Origin of the sequence: Geminicoccus sp. (assembly GCF_036263595.1) — a bacterium.
Taxonomy (GTDB): Bacteria; Pseudomonadota; Alphaproteobacteria; order Geminicoccales; family Geminicoccaceae; genus Geminicoccus.
The window spans coordinates 21,593-36,689 of sequence record NZ_DATAGQ010000118.1 but is presented as its reverse complement, the minus strand read 5'-3'; the positions used below and the strand labels follow the sequence as shown (position 1 = coordinate 36,689).

The following is a 15,097-nucleotide window of genomic DNA, read 5'->3' as shown; positions in this document are numbered from 1 at the left end:
TGACCTTGCGGGAAAAAGGCGGCGAATTCGTGGTGCAGCTGGCAGCCTCGGCCGACCCGATGGAGATGCCCAGCGTCGACTATGTCATCGTCGCGCTCAAGGCCCATCAGGTCGCCGGCGTCGCCGCCGGTGTCAGGCATCTATGCGGAGAGAATGGCGCCGTCGTCACTGCCGCGAACGGCGTGCCATGGTGGTACACGTACGGCCTCTCAGGGCCGCTCCAGGACAAGCGGATCGAGGCGGTGGACCCGGGCGGCGTCATCTGGGACGCCATCGGTCCGGAGCGGGCAATCGGCTGTGTCGTGTGGCCTGCGGCCGAGATCGCGGCACCTGGCGTCATCCAGCACGTCATGTCGGAGCGGTTCGATCTGGGGGAACCGACTGGGGAGAGGTCCGACAGGGTCGTCCGTCTGTCGCAGGCCATGATCGCCGCCGGGCTGAAGGCGCCGATCCGGCCGCGCCTGCGCGACGACATCTGGACCAAGCTGTGGGGCAACTGCTGCTTCAATCCCATCAGCGCCCTGACCGGGGCGACCCTCGAGCAGATCACGAGCGACCCGCTGCTCCGCGACCTGTGCCGCCGAGTGATGACCGAGGCCCAGGCGGTCGGTGAAGCGACGGGGGCACGTTTTCTCCTCGATCTGGAAAAGCGGATCGATGCCGCAGGCTCGACCGGTGCGCACAAGACTTCGATGCTCCAGGATCTGGAGCTTGGCAGGCCGATGGAGATCGATGCGCTGGTGACGGCGGTGGTCGAACTCGCCGGCATGGCCGGCATCGACTGCCCGAACCTGCAGTCGGTCCACGCGCTGGTCAGCGCGCGCGCACGTCAACTGGGCCTCTACCCATGACCCTGGCAGCTGATCTCTCCGGCCGGACGGCACTGGTGACCGGCGCCTCCGGTGCGATCGGTGCGCATGCCGTTGCGCTGTTCCTCCGGAGCAGTGCCAACGTTGTCGCGACCGCGCGGGATCCATCCCGTGTGAAGGTGCGGGACGACAGCCGGACGCTGGTCACCCAACTCGACGTGACAGATCTGGCGTCGATCGATCAGGCGTTCGAGGCCGCCGAGAGCCGGTTCGGGCCGGTCGATCTCGTGCTGAACAATGCCGGCATCGCCGACGGTCAACTGGCGCTGCAGACCGATCCTGCGCGCTTCGCCGACATCCTGGCGGTCGACCTGACGGGGGCCTTTGCGGTCGCCAGGGCTGCGGCAGCACGCATGGTCGCCGCCAAGCGGCCTGGGTCCATCATCAACGTGGCATCGATCTTGGGCCTGCGGGTCGCGCAGGGGGTTGCCGCCTATGCCGCCGCCAAAGCCGGCCTGGTGCAGCTCACGGCAGCGCTTGGCCTGGAATGGGCACGGCACGACATCCGCGTGAATGCCATCGCGCCCGGCTACCTGCTGACGGACATCAACCGCAGCTTCTTCGAATCGGAGGCCGGGGCCAGGATGATCAAGCGAATCCCGCAGCGCCGGCTGGGAGAGCTTGCCGACCTGGATGGGCCGCTGCTCCTGCTAGCGTCGGAGGCATCCGCCTACATGACCGGTTCCGTCCTCGTCGTCGATGGCGGCCACGTCGCCAGCACCTTGTGATGCTCGATCAGGAAAGGCTCAAAGGCTGGATCGCCCAGGCAGTCGGTGCCCAAGCCTGCCGGGTCGAGCGGCTTTCCATGCTCAGCGGCGGCGCCATCCAGGAAAACTGGGCGCTCGACCTGCTGGTGACAGGTGGACAGCGCGCCGGGCGACATCTGCTCGTGCTTCGGACAGACGCCCCTTCGCGCCTCCCGGTGAGCCATGACCGCATGGAGGAGTTCGCAGTCCTGACGATCGCGCACCGGGCTGGCGTGACCGTGCCGGAGCCTTGGATCGCGTGCCCGGACGTCGAGGTGATCGGCAGGAGGTTCTACCTGATGAGCCGCTGCCCCGGTGAAGCGCGTGGTCAGCGCCTCACCAAGGACGCGACCATACTCGCTGCCGGTTCCAAGCTGGGCTTCCAGCTGGGCTCGGAACTGGCGAAGCTGCACCGGATCCGTCCGCCAGTGCCGGAACTCGCCTTCCTGCATCTGGACGACGGTGCGGCGGCAACCGCCAGGGTCACCGAATACCGCGGCCATCTTGACCGGATGGGCCGTCATGAGCCCGTGCTTGAATGGGCCCTTCGCCAGCTGGAACGTCGAGCGCCCGGACCCGTGCCGCCGGTGCTCTGCCATCGGGATTTCCGGACCGGCAACTATCTCGTCGAGGACGGCCGTCTTACGGCGATCCTGGATTGGGAGTTCGCCGGCTGGTCGGATCCGATGGAGGATATCGGCTGGATGCTTTCCAGGCCCTGGCGATTCGCCAACCCGCGGCTCGAGGCAGGCGGCGTCGCTGGTGCCGAGGACTTCCTCGCAGGCTACGAAGCCGAGAGCGGTAGCCGCGTCATCCGAACAGCTTTGCCCTACTGGCAGTCCATGGCCGTCGTCCGCTGGGCCGTCATCGCGCTGCTGCAGGCCGAGCGGCACCTGTCAGGAAGGGAGCGGTCGCTCGAACTGGCACTGACCGGCCATGTCCTGCCCGAACTCGAAGCCGAACTGCTGAGATCGCTGGGGAACATGTAATGCCAGGGGCATCGTGTGGCGTTGTCAGCATGAGGGCGGGCCGCTACAAGCGCAGCCATTCCTGGGGGTGCCTGCGGTATGACGATACCGCACGCGCCCTCGTTTCGTTCGCCGTCGGAGAGTGCAGATGAGTCGCCGTCGCCAAGTATACGAAGGCAAGGCGAAAATCCTCTTCGAGGGCCCTGAGCCGGGCACGCTGATCCAGTATTTCAAAGACGATGCGACCGCTTTCAACAACCAGAAGAAGGGCGTCATCACCGGCAAGGGCGTGCTCAACAACCGGATCAGCGAGTACTTCATGCTTCGGTTGCACGAGATCAACATCCCGACGCACTTCATGCGCCGGCTCAACATGCGCGAGCAGCTGATCCGCGAGGTCGAGATCATCCCGTTGGAGGTGGTGATCCGCAATGTGGCGGCGGGCTCGATCGCCACCCGCTTCGGCATCGAGGAGGGGACGCAACTCACCCGCTCGATCGTCGAGTTCTACTACAAGGACGACAAGCTGGGCGACCCGCTCGTCACGGAAGAGCATATCACCGCCTTCGGCTGGGCCACCTACCAGGAGATCGACGAGATCCTGAACCTGTCGCTGCGCATCAACGACTTCCTGTCGGGCCTGCTGGTGTCGGTCGGGCTGAAGCTGGTCGACTTCAAGCTCGAGTTCGGACGCCTTTGGGAAGACGAGGAGTTCCGGATCGTGCTGGCCGACGAGACCAGCCCGGACAATTGCCGTCTCTGGGACACCAAGACCGGCGAGCGCTACGACAAGGACCGCTTCCGCCGCGATCTCGGCAAGGTCGAGGAAGGCTATCAGGAGGTTGCCCGCCGGCTGGGCATCCTGCCCGAGTCCGGTCCACGCGACCTGCGCGGCACGGATACGCTCCAATAGCCATATGATCCGCCTTCGATCTGGTCATGGCGCGCAGATGAGTTGCGCAGCGATGGTCGGGTCAGCATGGATCCACGCGACGTTCCATAACCCCAGCGCCTACTTCGAGCGTGGCGGCCGGCGGAGGCGTTGCGCCATTCGTGCGGGGCATAAGTGGTGTCGCGCAGCAGGGGCCGCTTCTGGACATGGATGCCGCCGGGGCTCTTTGGAATCCGGTGGCACAAGATCTTTGTGGGCGGGGTGGAGCATCTGCTCCCGAACGGCGTAATGACAGTCATCTGGTAATTGCAGGGTTCGCGACCTTGCCCGGATGGCAACCTGCAACTAGGGAAGGCCGCGTCGAAGAGACGTCGGCGTGCGGAGGCTTGCGGTGAAGGTCAGAGTGGAAGTGGGCCTAAAGCAGGGCGTCCTCGATCCGGAAGCGGTGACGATCGAGCGATCTCTCCTGCATCTTGGCTTCGAGGGCGTGAGCGGCCTGCGCAAGACCCGGATCTTCACCTTCGAGCTAGCCACTTCCGACCGTGCGGCTGCCGAGAGCCAAGTACGGGCGATGTGCGAGAAGCTGCTCGTGAACCCGGTGATCGAGAGCTACGGGTTCAAGGTGGAGGAGTGAGGGGCATCAAGTTGCGGTCGGCCATAACGATGTCGCAAACCCCAGGAAGGGCTCCTGCCTGATGCGCGCTGCCGTTGTCACCTTCCCCGGCGCCAATCGTGACCGCGATCTGGTGCGGGCGTTCCGGGCCACTGGGTTCTCGGAGGTCCACCTCGTCTGGCACGCGGATGCCGAGCTGCCGCCTGCCGACGTGGTGGGTATCCCCGGCGGGTTCTCCTATGGGGACTACCTGCGTTGTGGTGCCATCGCCGCCCGATCGCCGATCATGCGGGCGGTCGCCGACTTCGCCAATGCTGGCGGCTATGTGCTGGGTGTCTGCAACGGCTTCCAGATCCTGTGCGAGGCGGGGATGCTGCCAGGCGCGCTGGTGCGCAATGTGGGGCTGCGCTTCATCTGCCGGCCTGCCGCACTGACTGTGGCACGTGGCGGCACGGCCTTCACCGCGGGCCTAGCCGATGGCGAGCGCATCATGATCAGCACGGCGCATGGCGATGGCAACTACACGGCCGACGAAGACACCCTGGATCGCTTGGAAGGCGAGGGCCGGGTGCTGTTCCGCTACGTGGAGAACCCCAACGGCTCCGTGCGCGACATCGCCGGCATCACGGATGCGAGCGGACGAGTGCTGGGCCTGATGCCCCATCCCGAATGCCACGTCGACCCACGCACCGGCCATACTGGTGGCCGGACGATCTTCGAATCCCTGCTGCAGACGGTTGGTCGCGGATGAGTACGCCTGAAGTCGTCAAGGCCCATGGCCTCAGCTGGGCCGAGTACCAGCAGATCATCGGGCTGATCGGCAAGGACCCAAACCTCGTCGAGCTCGGGATCTTCTCGGTGATGTGGTCCGAGCACTGCTCGTACAAGTCCTCGAAGATCCATCTTGGCAAGCTGCCCACCAAGGCCCCCTGGGTCGTCTGCGGGCCGGGCGAGAATGCGGGCGTCGTCGACATCGGCGGAGGACTCGTCGCCATCTTCAAGATGGAGAGCCACAACCACCCGTCCTATATCGAGCCCTTCCAGGGGGCTGCTACCGGCGTCGGCGGAATCATGCGCGATGTGTTCACGATGGGCGCCAGGCCCATCGCGATCCTGGACTCGCTGCGTTTCGGTTCGCCGCAACACCCAAAGACACGCCGGCTCGTCGATGGTGTGGTTCGCGGCATCGCGGGCTATGGCAACTGCGTGGGCGTGCCCACCGTCGGGGGCGAGACCACGTTTCACCGCGCCTTCGATGGCAACATCCTGGTGAACGCCATGTGCGTGGGCGTGGCGCCGGCGGACCGGGTCTTCTATGCAGCCGCGGCCGGCATCGGCAATCCCGTGGTCTATGTCGGTGCCAAGACCGGCCGGGACGGCATCCACGGTGCCACCATGGCATCCGCGGAGTTCTCCGGCGCGGACAGCGAGGAGAAGCGACCGACCGTGCAAGTGGGCGATCCATTCCGCGAGAAGCTGCTGATCGAGGCATGCCTGGAACTCATGGAGAAGGACGCGATCGTTGCGATCCAGGACATGGGTGCCGCTGGCCTGACCTCGTCCAGCTTCGAGATGGCCGCCAAGGGCGATGCCGGGATCGAGCTTGACCTCGACGCGGTGCCGATGCGCGAGCCGGGCATGACGCCCTACGAGATCATGCTTTCGGAGAGCCAGGAGCGGATGCTCATGGTGCTCAACGAAGGGCGGGAAGCCGAGGCGGAAGCCATCTTCCGCAAGTGGGAACTCGACTTCGCAGTGATCGGACGGGTGACCGACACTGGCCGGATGGTGCTCAAGCGCCACGGCGAGATCGTGGCCGACCTGCCGGTGGCCCCGATCGCTGGCAACTCGCCGGTCTACCAGCGACCCTATGTCGAACCGGAGGCGCCAATTCCGGTGCCATTGTCGGAGCCGGCCTCGCCACCGCTCTCGCACGACCAGGCGATCCTGAAGCTGATGGGATCGCCCGACCTCTGCTCCAAGCGCTGGATCTGGCAGCAGTACGATCACACGGTCGGAGCCGACACGCTGATCGGTCCTGGTGGCGACGCCGCGGTGGTGCGTGTGCTGGGTACGGATCGCGCGCTTGCGATCTCTGCCGATTGCACGCCACGCTATTGTCAGGCCAGTCCGCGCGTGGGCGGCATGCAGGCCGTAGCGGAGTGCCGACGCAACATCATTGCCACAGGTGCGAAGCCGCTAGCGATCACCAACTGCCTGAACTTCGGCAACCCTGAGCGGCCCGAAGTGATGGGCCAGTTCGTCGGCTGCATCGAAGGGATGGCAAAAGCGTCGGAGGCGTTCCGTTTCCCCGTCGTGTCGGGCAACGTCTCGCTCTACAACGAGACAGACGGCCGGGCAGTCCAGCCGACACCGGACATCGGCGGCATCGGGTTGATCGAGAACCTCGACCGGGTCACGGGCATTGCCCCGACAGCGGACGGGCAGGTGCTGATCCTTGTCGGCGAGAGCTATGGCTGGATGGGCGCCAGCTTGTGGCTGCGCGACATCATGGGCCGTGAAGAGGGGGCACCGCCGCCGGTCGACCTTGACCATGAGAAGCGGAACGGCGAGTTCGTCCTTCAGGAAATCGGGAAGGGCGTCATCAGGGCCTGCCACGACGTGTCAGACGGTGGCCTCGCCATTGCAGTCGCGGAAATGTGCTTGGCATCCGGTCGTGGGGCCACCTTGCAGCGAGGGCAGGGCCTGGCGGCGGTCGGCTGGCTGTTCGGCGAGGAACAGGGGCGCTACGTCCTGGCTGTCGATCCGGCCGACGTGTCGACGCTCCTGGCGACGGCCACGCGCGACGGCGTGATTGCCCGCGAGATCGGCCGTGTCGGCGGGAGCGCGTTGCAGGTCCGCGATCTGCCACCCATATCCATCGAAGACCTGCGGCGTGCGCACGAGGGCTGGCTCCCCGCCTACATGGGCGAGGACGCGGTCGCCGTCTGAAGAAGGAGCAGCGATGCCTGTCGCAAAGGATGATCTAGAGCGGATGCTGAAGGAGAGCTTTCCGGATGCAACCCTGCGGATCGACGATCTGGCCGGCGATGGCGATCACTACCGCGCCGTGATCGTGTCCGAAGCGTTCCGCGGCAAGTCGCGCATCCAGCAGCACCAGCTCGTCTATGCGGCCCTGGGTGGTCGCATGGGCGGAGAACTACACGCACTCGCATTGACCACGTCCGCGCCGAACTGAGGCATCCAGGAGCAACCGATCATGAGCGACATTGCCAACAAGATCCGCGAGCAGATCACGACCGACCCCGTCGTGCTCTACATGAAGGGCACGCCTGTCTTCCCGATGTGCGGCTTTTCCGCTGCCGTGGTGCAGATCCTTTCCCAGACCGGCGTCAAGTTCCAGACCTACAACGTGCTGGACGATGCGGACCTGCGGCAGGGGCTGAAGGAGTTCTCCAATTGGCCGACGTTCCCGCAGCTCTATGTCGACGGTGAACTGGTCGGCGGCTGCGACATCGTCCGGGAGATGTACCAGTCGGGCGAGCTGACCCAGCTGTTCGACGAGAAGGCTCTCGCAAAGGCCTGAAGGCCGCGACCTGACAGGGCGCTTCAGCTGCAGGCAGCAGCGCCCGAACAGTCCCGGTCCAGCCGGACCGACGACGAGGAGCCTCCGCCCTGGGTCTCCATCAGGAGCGGCACTGCCCTGTGGTCAGCGCTCACACGTGCCTCGATCCAGCGGCCTTCCTCGTCTTCCCAGTCATGGAGCCATGAGGACCGGCTGGCCGCGGCCAGTGGCTGAATGACGAGCCTGGCCCGCGCGGCGTCGCCCTCGTTGGGCATGGGCGTCGCGTGGATGTCATAACGGGATCGGCCGTCAAAGATCGGCACCACCACCTGCGCGGACCGGTCGGCAGCAACCATCCAGCGCCGGACGCGAAGGATGCCGGTCAGAGGATCGACCGTCCCCTGCCACATGTCGCGCGGGATGTTCACCGACTGCGGTATGCCACGCTTGAGCACGGTCACGTCGACCGGATCACCGTTGGCGTCGTAGCTGATCTCGATGTCCCGAGTGTAGCGCCGGCTCTTGAACGCGGCCTTGTGGTGAACCGACACCAGCCGCTCGCCAGCCAACCGGCAGGTCGAGCGCAGGGTCCCGCCATAGGCCGTCAGCATGGAGGTGATGCCCCTGCTGGTGATCTCCATGCTGGCATCGATCTGTTCGCCATCCGGGCGGTAGCCCAGGGCCAGATCAGCCACATGCATTCCGGACCAATTCACGCCCAGACGGAAGTCTTCAGTTGAGCTGAGCGCTGCTTGTCCCAGCTTAGGTGTAGCAGCTAGAGCGAACGCAGCAGCAAGGACGTGGCGGCGATGGATGGTCGACAGAACCTTGCTCCCTTGCAATCCTGGCCGAACACGCGATCGATCTAATGGCATCGATGACACTTCCGGACAAGTGGATCTCCCGGATCACGATTCCAAGCTTCGGTCTCCTGGTCCTGCTCGGCTGCGACCCTGGCGTCTCGGGGACGGCCTGGTCGATCGTCGCGCCATCGCAGCTGGAGCGGCCAGGAGTCGTCCTGTTCGATCCTGTGCAGCGACATACCGTGCTCGAGCGCATGAACGCAGACGAGCGCACCTTCCTGTGCGGGCCTCCAGAGGAGGAATGGGAGAGCTTCAAGGCGATCACCAGACCCCGGGCACCTGGACAGCGCCGAGGCAAGTCGGCGGAGCCGTTCGCGATGGAGGTCATGCGGGCGACCGCTTGGGTTGTGGCAACGCATGATCGCGCCACCGTCTCGGCGGTGGTGGGCGTGATGAACCGCTGGGCCAAGGGCAAGGCGCTGACCAAGCTCGACGAAACGACGAACGAGCTCTACGCCCTCAACCGCACGATCCTGCCCGTGATCGTGTCCTGGTCGGCGCTGAAGGATCAGCCCGGGATGGACCGGGAGAAGACAGGGCGGATCGAGCGCTGGCTCGGCAGCCTGATGCAATTGCGCCAGCAGATGGCTCCGTCGGCCGACAAGATCACGTCGCGCAACAACCATCATTACCTTGATGCCAGCGTCGACATGGCCTGGGGTGCTCTGCGTGGTGACCAGGAGTCGTTCGACAAGGGCGTGGCTGCCTACATGGGTGCGCTGGACGACATGCGCGCTGATGGCTCGCTGCCGCTCGAGACCGAGCGCGGGGCCCGGGCACTTTGGTACCAGCGGCATGCCATCGCCTCGCTCGTTACGATCGCGGAGATGGCCTCGGTCCAGGGCATCGACCTGTATGGTCAGGACGTGCAAGGGAAGTCGCTGCACAAGGCGATCGAGTTCCTGGTGCGAGGCGTCAATGACCTGAGCCTCGTCCTGCCCTATGCGCAGGTGAACCAGAACTCGGGGACGACGCAGGACTGGCGCGAGCAGGACCTGTCGTTCCTGGAGGGCCGTGGCCATGGGCGGCACTACATGGCTTGGGCAGAGCCGTACCGGGCGAGATTCCCTGACCGCACGGAGGCCAGGGAGCTGACGGCCCTGCTGGATCGATGGGACCCGGAATTCCAGCCGGCGATCGACGACTACTCAGGCGGCAACATGAGTTGCTTCTTCGCCGCCCCGCCGGATCTGCCTGCCCGCGATCAGGGATGACTCGACCAGCGGCCGGTCAGGTGCTCTGGTCCCGGCCGAGCCATGCAGTGGAAGGAACACGTCTTGATCCGCTTCTACTATAACCTGGCACCCAACCCGATGAAGGTGGCGCTGTTCCTCGAAGAGGCCGGGCTGCCCTACGAGAAGGCTCCCGTCGACACCCGCAACGGCGACCAGCACGCCGCATCGTTCCGTGCCGTAAACCCCAACGGCAAGGTGCCGGCGATCGTCGATACAGAGGGGCCGGGCGGTACGGAGGTGACCGTCTTCGACTCCAACGCCATCCTGCTCTATCTCGGCGACAAGACCGGCCGCTTCGTCGGGAGCCCGGCCGACCGTGGGGCGCTGCTGTCCTGGCTGATGTTCGTGGCCACCGGGATCGGCCCGTATTCGGGCCAGGCGGTGCATTTCCAGCATGCGGCCCCGGAGAAGCTCGCTTATGCGGTGAACCGGTACAGGCGCGAGGTGGAGAGGCACTATCAGGTGCTGGACCTGCATCTGGCGGGCCGCTCGACCATCGTCGGCAGCGAGTACACGATCGTCGACATGGCGGCCTGGGGCTGGATCGACCGGGCCAACTTCGTGCTGCCGGGTAACACGCCGGCCCTGGACGCCTTTCCCAACCTGAAGCGCTGGTTCCAGACGGTGGATGCGCGACCCGCGGTGGCGAAGGCACGGACCGTAGGCGCTGGGCAGACGTTCAAGCAGGAGATGGACGAGGACGCCAAGCGGGCGATGTTCCCGTCCAACTATAGCTGACGGCCGCTCACGCACCGGCCGCCTACCCAAAGAAAAAGCCCGCCGGATGAACGTCCGGCGGGCTTCGTCTTCTGATGGCCCGAAGGCCCGATAGTCAGCGCGAGTAGAACTCGATCACGTCCGAGGGCTTCATCTCGACCGGATAGGGCACGTCGGCGATCGAGGGGGTGCGCACGAACGTGCCGCGCTTGCCCTTCGTGTCGACCTGCACGTACTCGGGAATGTCGCGCTCGCCGAGGGCCAGGGCCTCGTCGACGAACGGGAAGTCCTTCGCCTTGGGCGACAGCTCGATCACGTCGCCCGGCTTCACCCGGTAGGAAGGGATCGTCACCCGGCGGCCGTTCACATAGACATGGCCATGATTGACGAACTGGCGGGCCGCGAACGGCGTCACCACGAACTTCATCCGGTAGACCACCGCGTCCAGGCGCCGCTCGAGCAGGCCGATCAGGTTCTCCGCGGTGTCGCCACGCATCGACGAGGCGTCCTCGTAGATGTTGCGGAACTGCTTCTCGGTGATGTTGCCGTAATACTCACGGATCTTCTGCTTCTGCGCGAGCTGGACACCATAGGGCGTCACCTTCTTGCGCTTCGCACCGTGCTGTCCCGGACCATAGGCACGACGAGCGAGCGGATCCTTGGCGCGCCCCCACAGGTTCACGCCCAGTCGGCGGCAGATCTTGCTCTTCGCGGCGTTACGCTTCGTCATCGACCCTCGATACCCACGGCACGACAAAAACACCGCCGCTCATGTCTCGGAGCAGCGTGGCGGCGACGTATAGCCACCAGCGCACAGATGTCAAGCCGCACCTTCCCTGCGCCGCCGGCCGGTCACCAGTTCCTTCACGATGCCCCGGAACAGGTGAATCTCGGAGGTGGTGAAGCTGCGGCGCTCCAGCATGGTCTCGATGGTCAGCGCGAAGGTGCGGCGGCGCTCGGCGGTCTTGAAGAAGTCGACCTCGTCCAACTCGACCATCAACGCCTCGTGCAGACGATGCACGTCGGCCTTCGACGCCGGCAGGGTCTTGTCGTCGCTCGGCACCAGCGGGCGATCAGGGCGCTGCCGGTGCCACTCGTAGGATGCGAGGAGCACGGCCTGGGCGAGGTTCAGGGACGGGAAGTAGGGGTTGACCGGGATCGTCAGGATGGCGTCGGCCAGCGCGACCTCGTCGTTCTCCAGGCCGGTCCGCTCCGGGCCAAACAGGTAGGCGACGCGGCGTCCGTCGGCGATGGACTGGTGCGCCGCCTGGGCGGCCGCCTCGGCTTCCAGGACCGGCTTGGTCAGGTCGCGGCCGCGGGCCGTCGTGGCGTAGAGCGTCTGGATGTCGTGGAGGGCGGACGGGAGATCCTGGAAGATCTCCATGCGGTTCAGCACCTCGTTGGCGCCCGAAGCCGCCATGAGGGCCTTGGCGTTCGGCCATCCGAAGGCCGGGGCCACCAGGCGTAGCTCGTAGACTCCGAAGTTCAGCATGGCGCGGGCGGCCGTGCCGACGTTCTCGGCCATCTGCGGGCGGCTCAGAATGACGACCGGAGCCTCACCCAGAACTTCCACGCCACCACGCAATGTCTTGGAACGGAACGACATGTTCGATCTTCTCAGGCAGCCTGGGCAGCGGACTGCCGCTGCTCGGTCACCAGCTTCCAGACGATGGCGTCGCACAAGGCGGCATAGGATGCGTCGATGATGTTCCCCGACACGCCCACCGTCTGCCAGACCCGGCCATCCTCATCAGCGCTCTCGATGATCACGCGGGTCACGGCAGCGGTGCCGGCCCGCGGCGTAAGGATGCGGACCTTGTAGTCGACCAGCTGCATGTCACGCAGGCAGGGGTAGATGTGACCCAGCGCCGAGCGCAGCGCCGTGTCGAGCGCGTTCACCGGGCCGTTGCCCTCGGCCACCGTATGGAAGACATGGCCTTCCGCGGCGACCTTGATGCTGGCCTCGGACAGGTCGATGGCCTGACTCTGGCCATCGAAGCGGCGCTCGTTGATCACGCGGAAGCGCTGCAGCTCAAAGAAGTTCGGCAGGAGGCCAAGCGAGCGCCGCACCAGCACCTCGAAGCTGGCAGCCGCACCGTCATAGGCCCAGCCCTCGGCCTCGCGCTCCTTGATGACGCGCAGGAGGTCCTGCACCTGCTCGGCCGTGGGCGAGATCGCCAGACCCATCTCGGCAAAGCGCGCCATCAGGTTGGAGCGGCCGGCCTGGTCGGAGACCAGCACGTCGCGGGTGTTGCCGACCAAGGCCGGGTCGAGATGTTCGTAGAAGCGTGGGTCCTTGGCCACGGCCGAGGCGTGCAGTCCCGCCTTGTGAGCGAAAGCGGAGGCGCCGACATAGGGCGCGTGCCGGTTCGGCGTGCGGTTCAGGCGCTCGTCGAAGGTGCGGCTGATCTGGGTCAGCCGCTTCATGCCTTCGCGGCTCACGCCCGTCTGGAAGCCCATCTTGAGCATCAGTGTGGGGATGAGCGTCACCAGGTTCGCGTTGCCGCAGCGCTCGCCCAGGCCGTTCAGCGTGCCCTGGACCTGCCGGGCTCCCTCGCGCACGGCGGCAATCGAGTTGGCGACCGCGTTGCCGGTATCGTCATGGGTGTGGATGCCCAGGCGTTCAGGCGGGACGAAGGCCACGACCTGACGGGTGATCGCCGCGACCTCGTGGGGCAGGGCGCCGCCATTGGTGTCGCAGAGCACGATCCAGCGGGCACCGGCGGCAAGGGCCGCCTCGAGCGCGGCACGGCCGTAGCCCGGGTCCTTCTTCCAGCCGTCGAAAAAATGCTCGGCGTCGAAGATCGCTTCCTTGCCGCGGCCGACCAGGGCCGTGATCGAATCGGCGATCATGCGCAGGTTCTCGTCGGGCTCGATGCCCAGCGCCTCCTCGACCTGCTCGCGCGAGGACTTGCCGACCAGGGTGACCGCCCTGGCCGGACCGCGCAGGAGCGGCGAGAGCACCGGGTCGTTGTCGGCCGAGCGGCCGGCCCGGCGGGTCATGCCGAACGCGGTGAAGGTGGCACGCGCCAGGGCCGGCGGCTTGGCGAAGAACTGGTCGTCGGTCGGATTGGCGCCCGGCCAGCCACCCTCGACATAGTCGATGCCGAGCTCGTCCAGCAGGCGGGCGATCTTGGTCTTGTCGCCGACGGAGAAGTCGACGCCCTGGGTCTGGGCGCCGTCGCGCAGCGTCGTGTCATAGAGCCAGATGCGCTCGGTGGTCATGACGCCCTCCGCCAGGTGGTGCCGCCGGGACCATCCTCCAGGATGATGCCCCTGGCGGAGAGGTCCGCGCGGATCCGGTCGGCCTCGGCGAAGTTGCGGGCCTTGCGCGCGGCCAGGCGTGCTGCGATCGCCGCCTCGATCTCGCTGCCCTCGTCCGCGCTGCCGCCCTTCAGCCAAGCCTCCGGCTCGTCCTGCAGCAAGCCCAGCAGCGCCCCCGATGCCACGAGGGTCGCGCGATCCTCGGGTTCGTTCGTGCGATTGAGGCGTCCCAGCAGGTCGTGCAGCACGGCCAGCGCCCTGGGCGTGTTCAGGTCGTCGCACAAGGCTTCGACCAGGGCTGGCTCGGGTTCGTTCATGCGATTCGATGGCGCTCGGGTTCGTTCGTGCGGATCGTCCCGCTCGGGTTCGTTCGTGTCGTTTGCACGAACACGGGCCAGGGCGCCGTAGAAGCGGTCGAGCGTCGCCTTGGCCCGCTCCAGGCCTTCGCGGCTGAAGTCGAGCGGCGAGCGGTAATGGGTCCCGAGCGTCCAAAGGCGCAGGGCCTCGCCCGGCGCCATGGCGAGCGCGTCCTCGACCGTCGTGAAGTTGCCCAGCGACTTGGCCATCTTCTCGCCATTCACGGTCACAAAGCCGTTGTGCAGCCAGAAGTTCGCCATGCTGCCCTGTCCGTGCGCGCAGCGGGTCTGGGCGATCTCGTTCTCGTGATGGGGAAACACCAGGTCGATGCCGCCGCCATGGATGTCGAACGGCGTGCCCAGATGGTGCTCGGACATCGCGGAGCACTCGATATGCCAGCCAGGTCGGCCACGGCCCCAGGGGCTGGGCCAGCCGGGCTGGTCGTCCGCCGATGGCTTCCACAGCACGAAATCGGCCGGGTCGCGCTTGTAGGGAGCCACGTCGACTCGGGCGCCGGCGATCTGCTCGTCCCGGTCGCGCCCGGACAGCCGTCCGTACTCCGGAAAGGACGGCACGTGGAACAGCACGTGGCCGTCCGCCGCATAGGCATGGCCGTTCTCGATCAATTGCCCGATCAGGCGGAGCATGCCGGCGATGTGCTCGGTGGCGCGCGGCTCGTGGTCGGGCGGCGTGCAGCCAATAGCCAGGGCGTCCGCCTGGAACTGTTCCGTGGTGGTCCGGGTCATCTCGTCGATCGGGATGCCGCTCTCGGCGGCACGCGCCATGATCTTGTCGTCGACATCGGTGATGTTGCGGACATAGGTCACCTCCCTGAAGAGGTGGCGCAGCAGCCGGTTCAGCACGTCGAAGACGATCAGCGGCCGGGCGTTGCCGATATGGATCCGGTCGTAGACCGTGGGGCCACAGACATAGAGACCCACACGGTCCGGGCGGATCGGCGCGAACGGCCGCTTCTTGCGGGTCGCGGTGTCGTGGAGGGTCAGGGTCGGCGACAAGAACGGAGCTTCCGGCAGGATCGCTTGCGGG

16 protein-coding genes are annotated in these 15,097 nt (G+C 66.2%); 11 read left to right on the top strand and 5 right to left on the bottom strand.

Features of this window, described 5'->3' with window-relative positions:
* The 9 genes from VHL31_RS10925 to grxD form a co-directional block, all read left to right on the top strand.
* The coding region (locus VHL31_RS10925) for a 2-dehydropantoate 2-reductase (RefSeq protein ID WP_329661241.1) at positions 1-851 on the top strand (851 nt) is incomplete at its 5' end.
* On the top strand, positions 848-1,597 hold the full coding sequence (locus VHL31_RS10920) for an SDR family NAD(P)-dependent oxidoreductase (protein ID WP_329661240.1): 750 nt from the start codon (positions 848-850) through the stop codon (positions 1,595-1,597). The genes VHL31_RS10925 and VHL31_RS10920, both read left to right, overlap by 4 nt.
* On the top strand, positions 1,597-2,604 hold the full coding sequence (locus VHL31_RS10915) for a phosphotransferase family protein (RefSeq protein ID WP_329661239.1): 1,008 nt from the start codon (positions 1,597-1,599) through the stop codon (positions 2,602-2,604). Before VHL31_RS10920 ends, VHL31_RS10915 begins: the two co-directional genes overlap by 1 nt.
* Before the next feature lie 127 nt (positions 2,605-2,731).
* Positions 2,732-3,496: a phosphoribosylaminoimidazolesuccinocarboxamide synthase gene (purC, locus tag VHL31_RS10910; RefSeq protein WP_329661238.1), complete on the top strand. Its 765-nt coding sequence runs from the start codon at positions 2,732-2,734 to the stop codon at positions 3,494-3,496.
* A gap of 370 nt (positions 3,497-3,866) precedes the next feature.
* Positions 3,867-4,109 (top strand): phosphoribosylformylglycinamidine synthase subunit PurS, encoded by a 243-nt coding sequence (gene purS / locus VHL31_RS10905; protein WP_329661237.1) that lies wholly within the window; start codon positions 3,867-3,869, stop codon positions 4,107-4,109.
* Positions 4,110-4,170: 61 nt separating this feature from the next.
* Complete coding sequence (gene purQ, locus VHL31_RS10900) at positions 4,171-4,839, top strand: phosphoribosylformylglycinamidine synthase subunit PurQ (RefSeq protein ID WP_329661236.1); 669 nt, start codon at positions 4,171-4,173, stop codon at positions 4,837-4,839.
* A complete protein-coding gene (gene purL / locus VHL31_RS10895; RefSeq protein ID WP_329661235.1) occupies positions 4,836-7,040 on the top strand; it encodes a phosphoribosylformylglycinamidine synthase subunit PurL in 2,205 nt (734 codons plus the stop codon). The genes purQ and purL overlap by 4 nt, the downstream gene beginning before the upstream one ends.
* A 13-nt stretch (positions 7,041-7,053) precedes the next feature.
* The gene (locus VHL31_RS10890) at positions 7,054-7,287 is read left to right on the top strand and encodes a BolA family transcriptional regulator (protein ID WP_329661234.1); all 234 of its coding nucleotides are present in this window, start codon (positions 7,054-7,056) and stop codon (positions 7,285-7,287) included.
* A gap of 21 nt (positions 7,288-7,308) precedes the next feature.
* Positions 7,309-7,635: a Grx4 family monothiol glutaredoxin gene (grxD, locus tag VHL31_RS10885; protein ID WP_329661233.1), complete on the top strand. Its 327-nt coding sequence runs from the start codon at positions 7,309-7,311 to the stop codon at positions 7,633-7,635.
* A gap of 23 nt (positions 7,636-7,658) precedes the next feature.
* On the opposite strand, the gene VHL31_RS10880 is transcribed toward grxD, so the two are convergent.
* Positions 7,659-8,489: a DUF3108 domain-containing protein gene (locus VHL31_RS10880; protein WP_329661232.1), complete on the bottom strand. Its 831-nt coding sequence runs from the start codon at positions 8,487-8,489 to the stop codon at positions 7,659-7,661.
* On the opposite strand from VHL31_RS10880, the gene VHL31_RS10875 reads away from it, so the two are divergent.
* Together VHL31_RS10875 and VHL31_RS10870 are read left to right on the top strand one after the other, a co-directional pair.
* Positions 8,483-9,691 (top strand): alginate lyase family protein, encoded by a 1,209-nt coding sequence (locus VHL31_RS10875; RefSeq protein ID WP_329661231.1) that lies wholly within the window; start codon positions 8,483-8,485, stop codon positions 9,689-9,691. The two genes, VHL31_RS10880 and VHL31_RS10875, sit on opposite strands and share 7 nt — an antisense overlap.
* Before the next feature lie 63 nt (positions 9,692-9,754).
* Positions 9,755-10,450 carry a glutathione S-transferase family protein gene (locus tag VHL31_RS10870; protein ID WP_329661230.1) on the top strand — a complete coding sequence of 232 codons (696 nt, stop codon included), beginning with the start codon at positions 9,755-9,757 and terminating at the stop codon, positions 10,448-10,450.
* A gap of 94 nt (positions 10,451-10,544) precedes the next feature.
* Here the strand turns inward: VHL31_RS10870 and rpsD are convergent, their stop codons facing one another.
* The 4 genes from rpsD to cysS all read right to left on the bottom strand — a co-directional run bounded on the left by rpsD (position 10,545) and on the right by cysS (position 15,066).
* On the bottom strand, positions 10,545-11,159 hold the full coding sequence (gene rpsD / locus VHL31_RS10865; RefSeq protein WP_329661229.1) for a 30S ribosomal protein S4: 615 nt from the start codon (positions 11,157-11,159) through the stop codon (positions 10,545-10,547).
* 90 nt (positions 11,160-11,249) lie between these two features.
* Positions 11,250-12,035 carry an RNA methyltransferase gene (locus tag VHL31_RS10860; protein WP_329661228.1) on the bottom strand — a complete coding sequence of 262 codons (786 nt, stop codon included), beginning with the start codon at positions 12,033-12,035 and terminating at the stop codon, positions 11,250-11,252.
* A gap of 11 nt (positions 12,036-12,046) precedes the next feature.
* Positions 12,047-13,654, bottom strand: a complete 1,608-nt coding sequence (gene cimA, locus VHL31_RS10855) for a citramalate synthase (RefSeq protein WP_329661227.1) — start codon at positions 13,652-13,654, stop codon at positions 12,047-12,049.
* Positions 13,651-15,066, bottom strand: a complete 1,416-nt coding sequence (gene cysS / locus VHL31_RS10850) for a cysteine--tRNA ligase (RefSeq protein ID WP_329661226.1) — start codon at positions 15,064-15,066, stop codon at positions 13,651-13,653. Before cysS ends, cimA begins: the two co-directional genes overlap by 4 nt.
* Between the last annotated feature and the right edge of the window lie 31 nt (positions 15,067-15,097).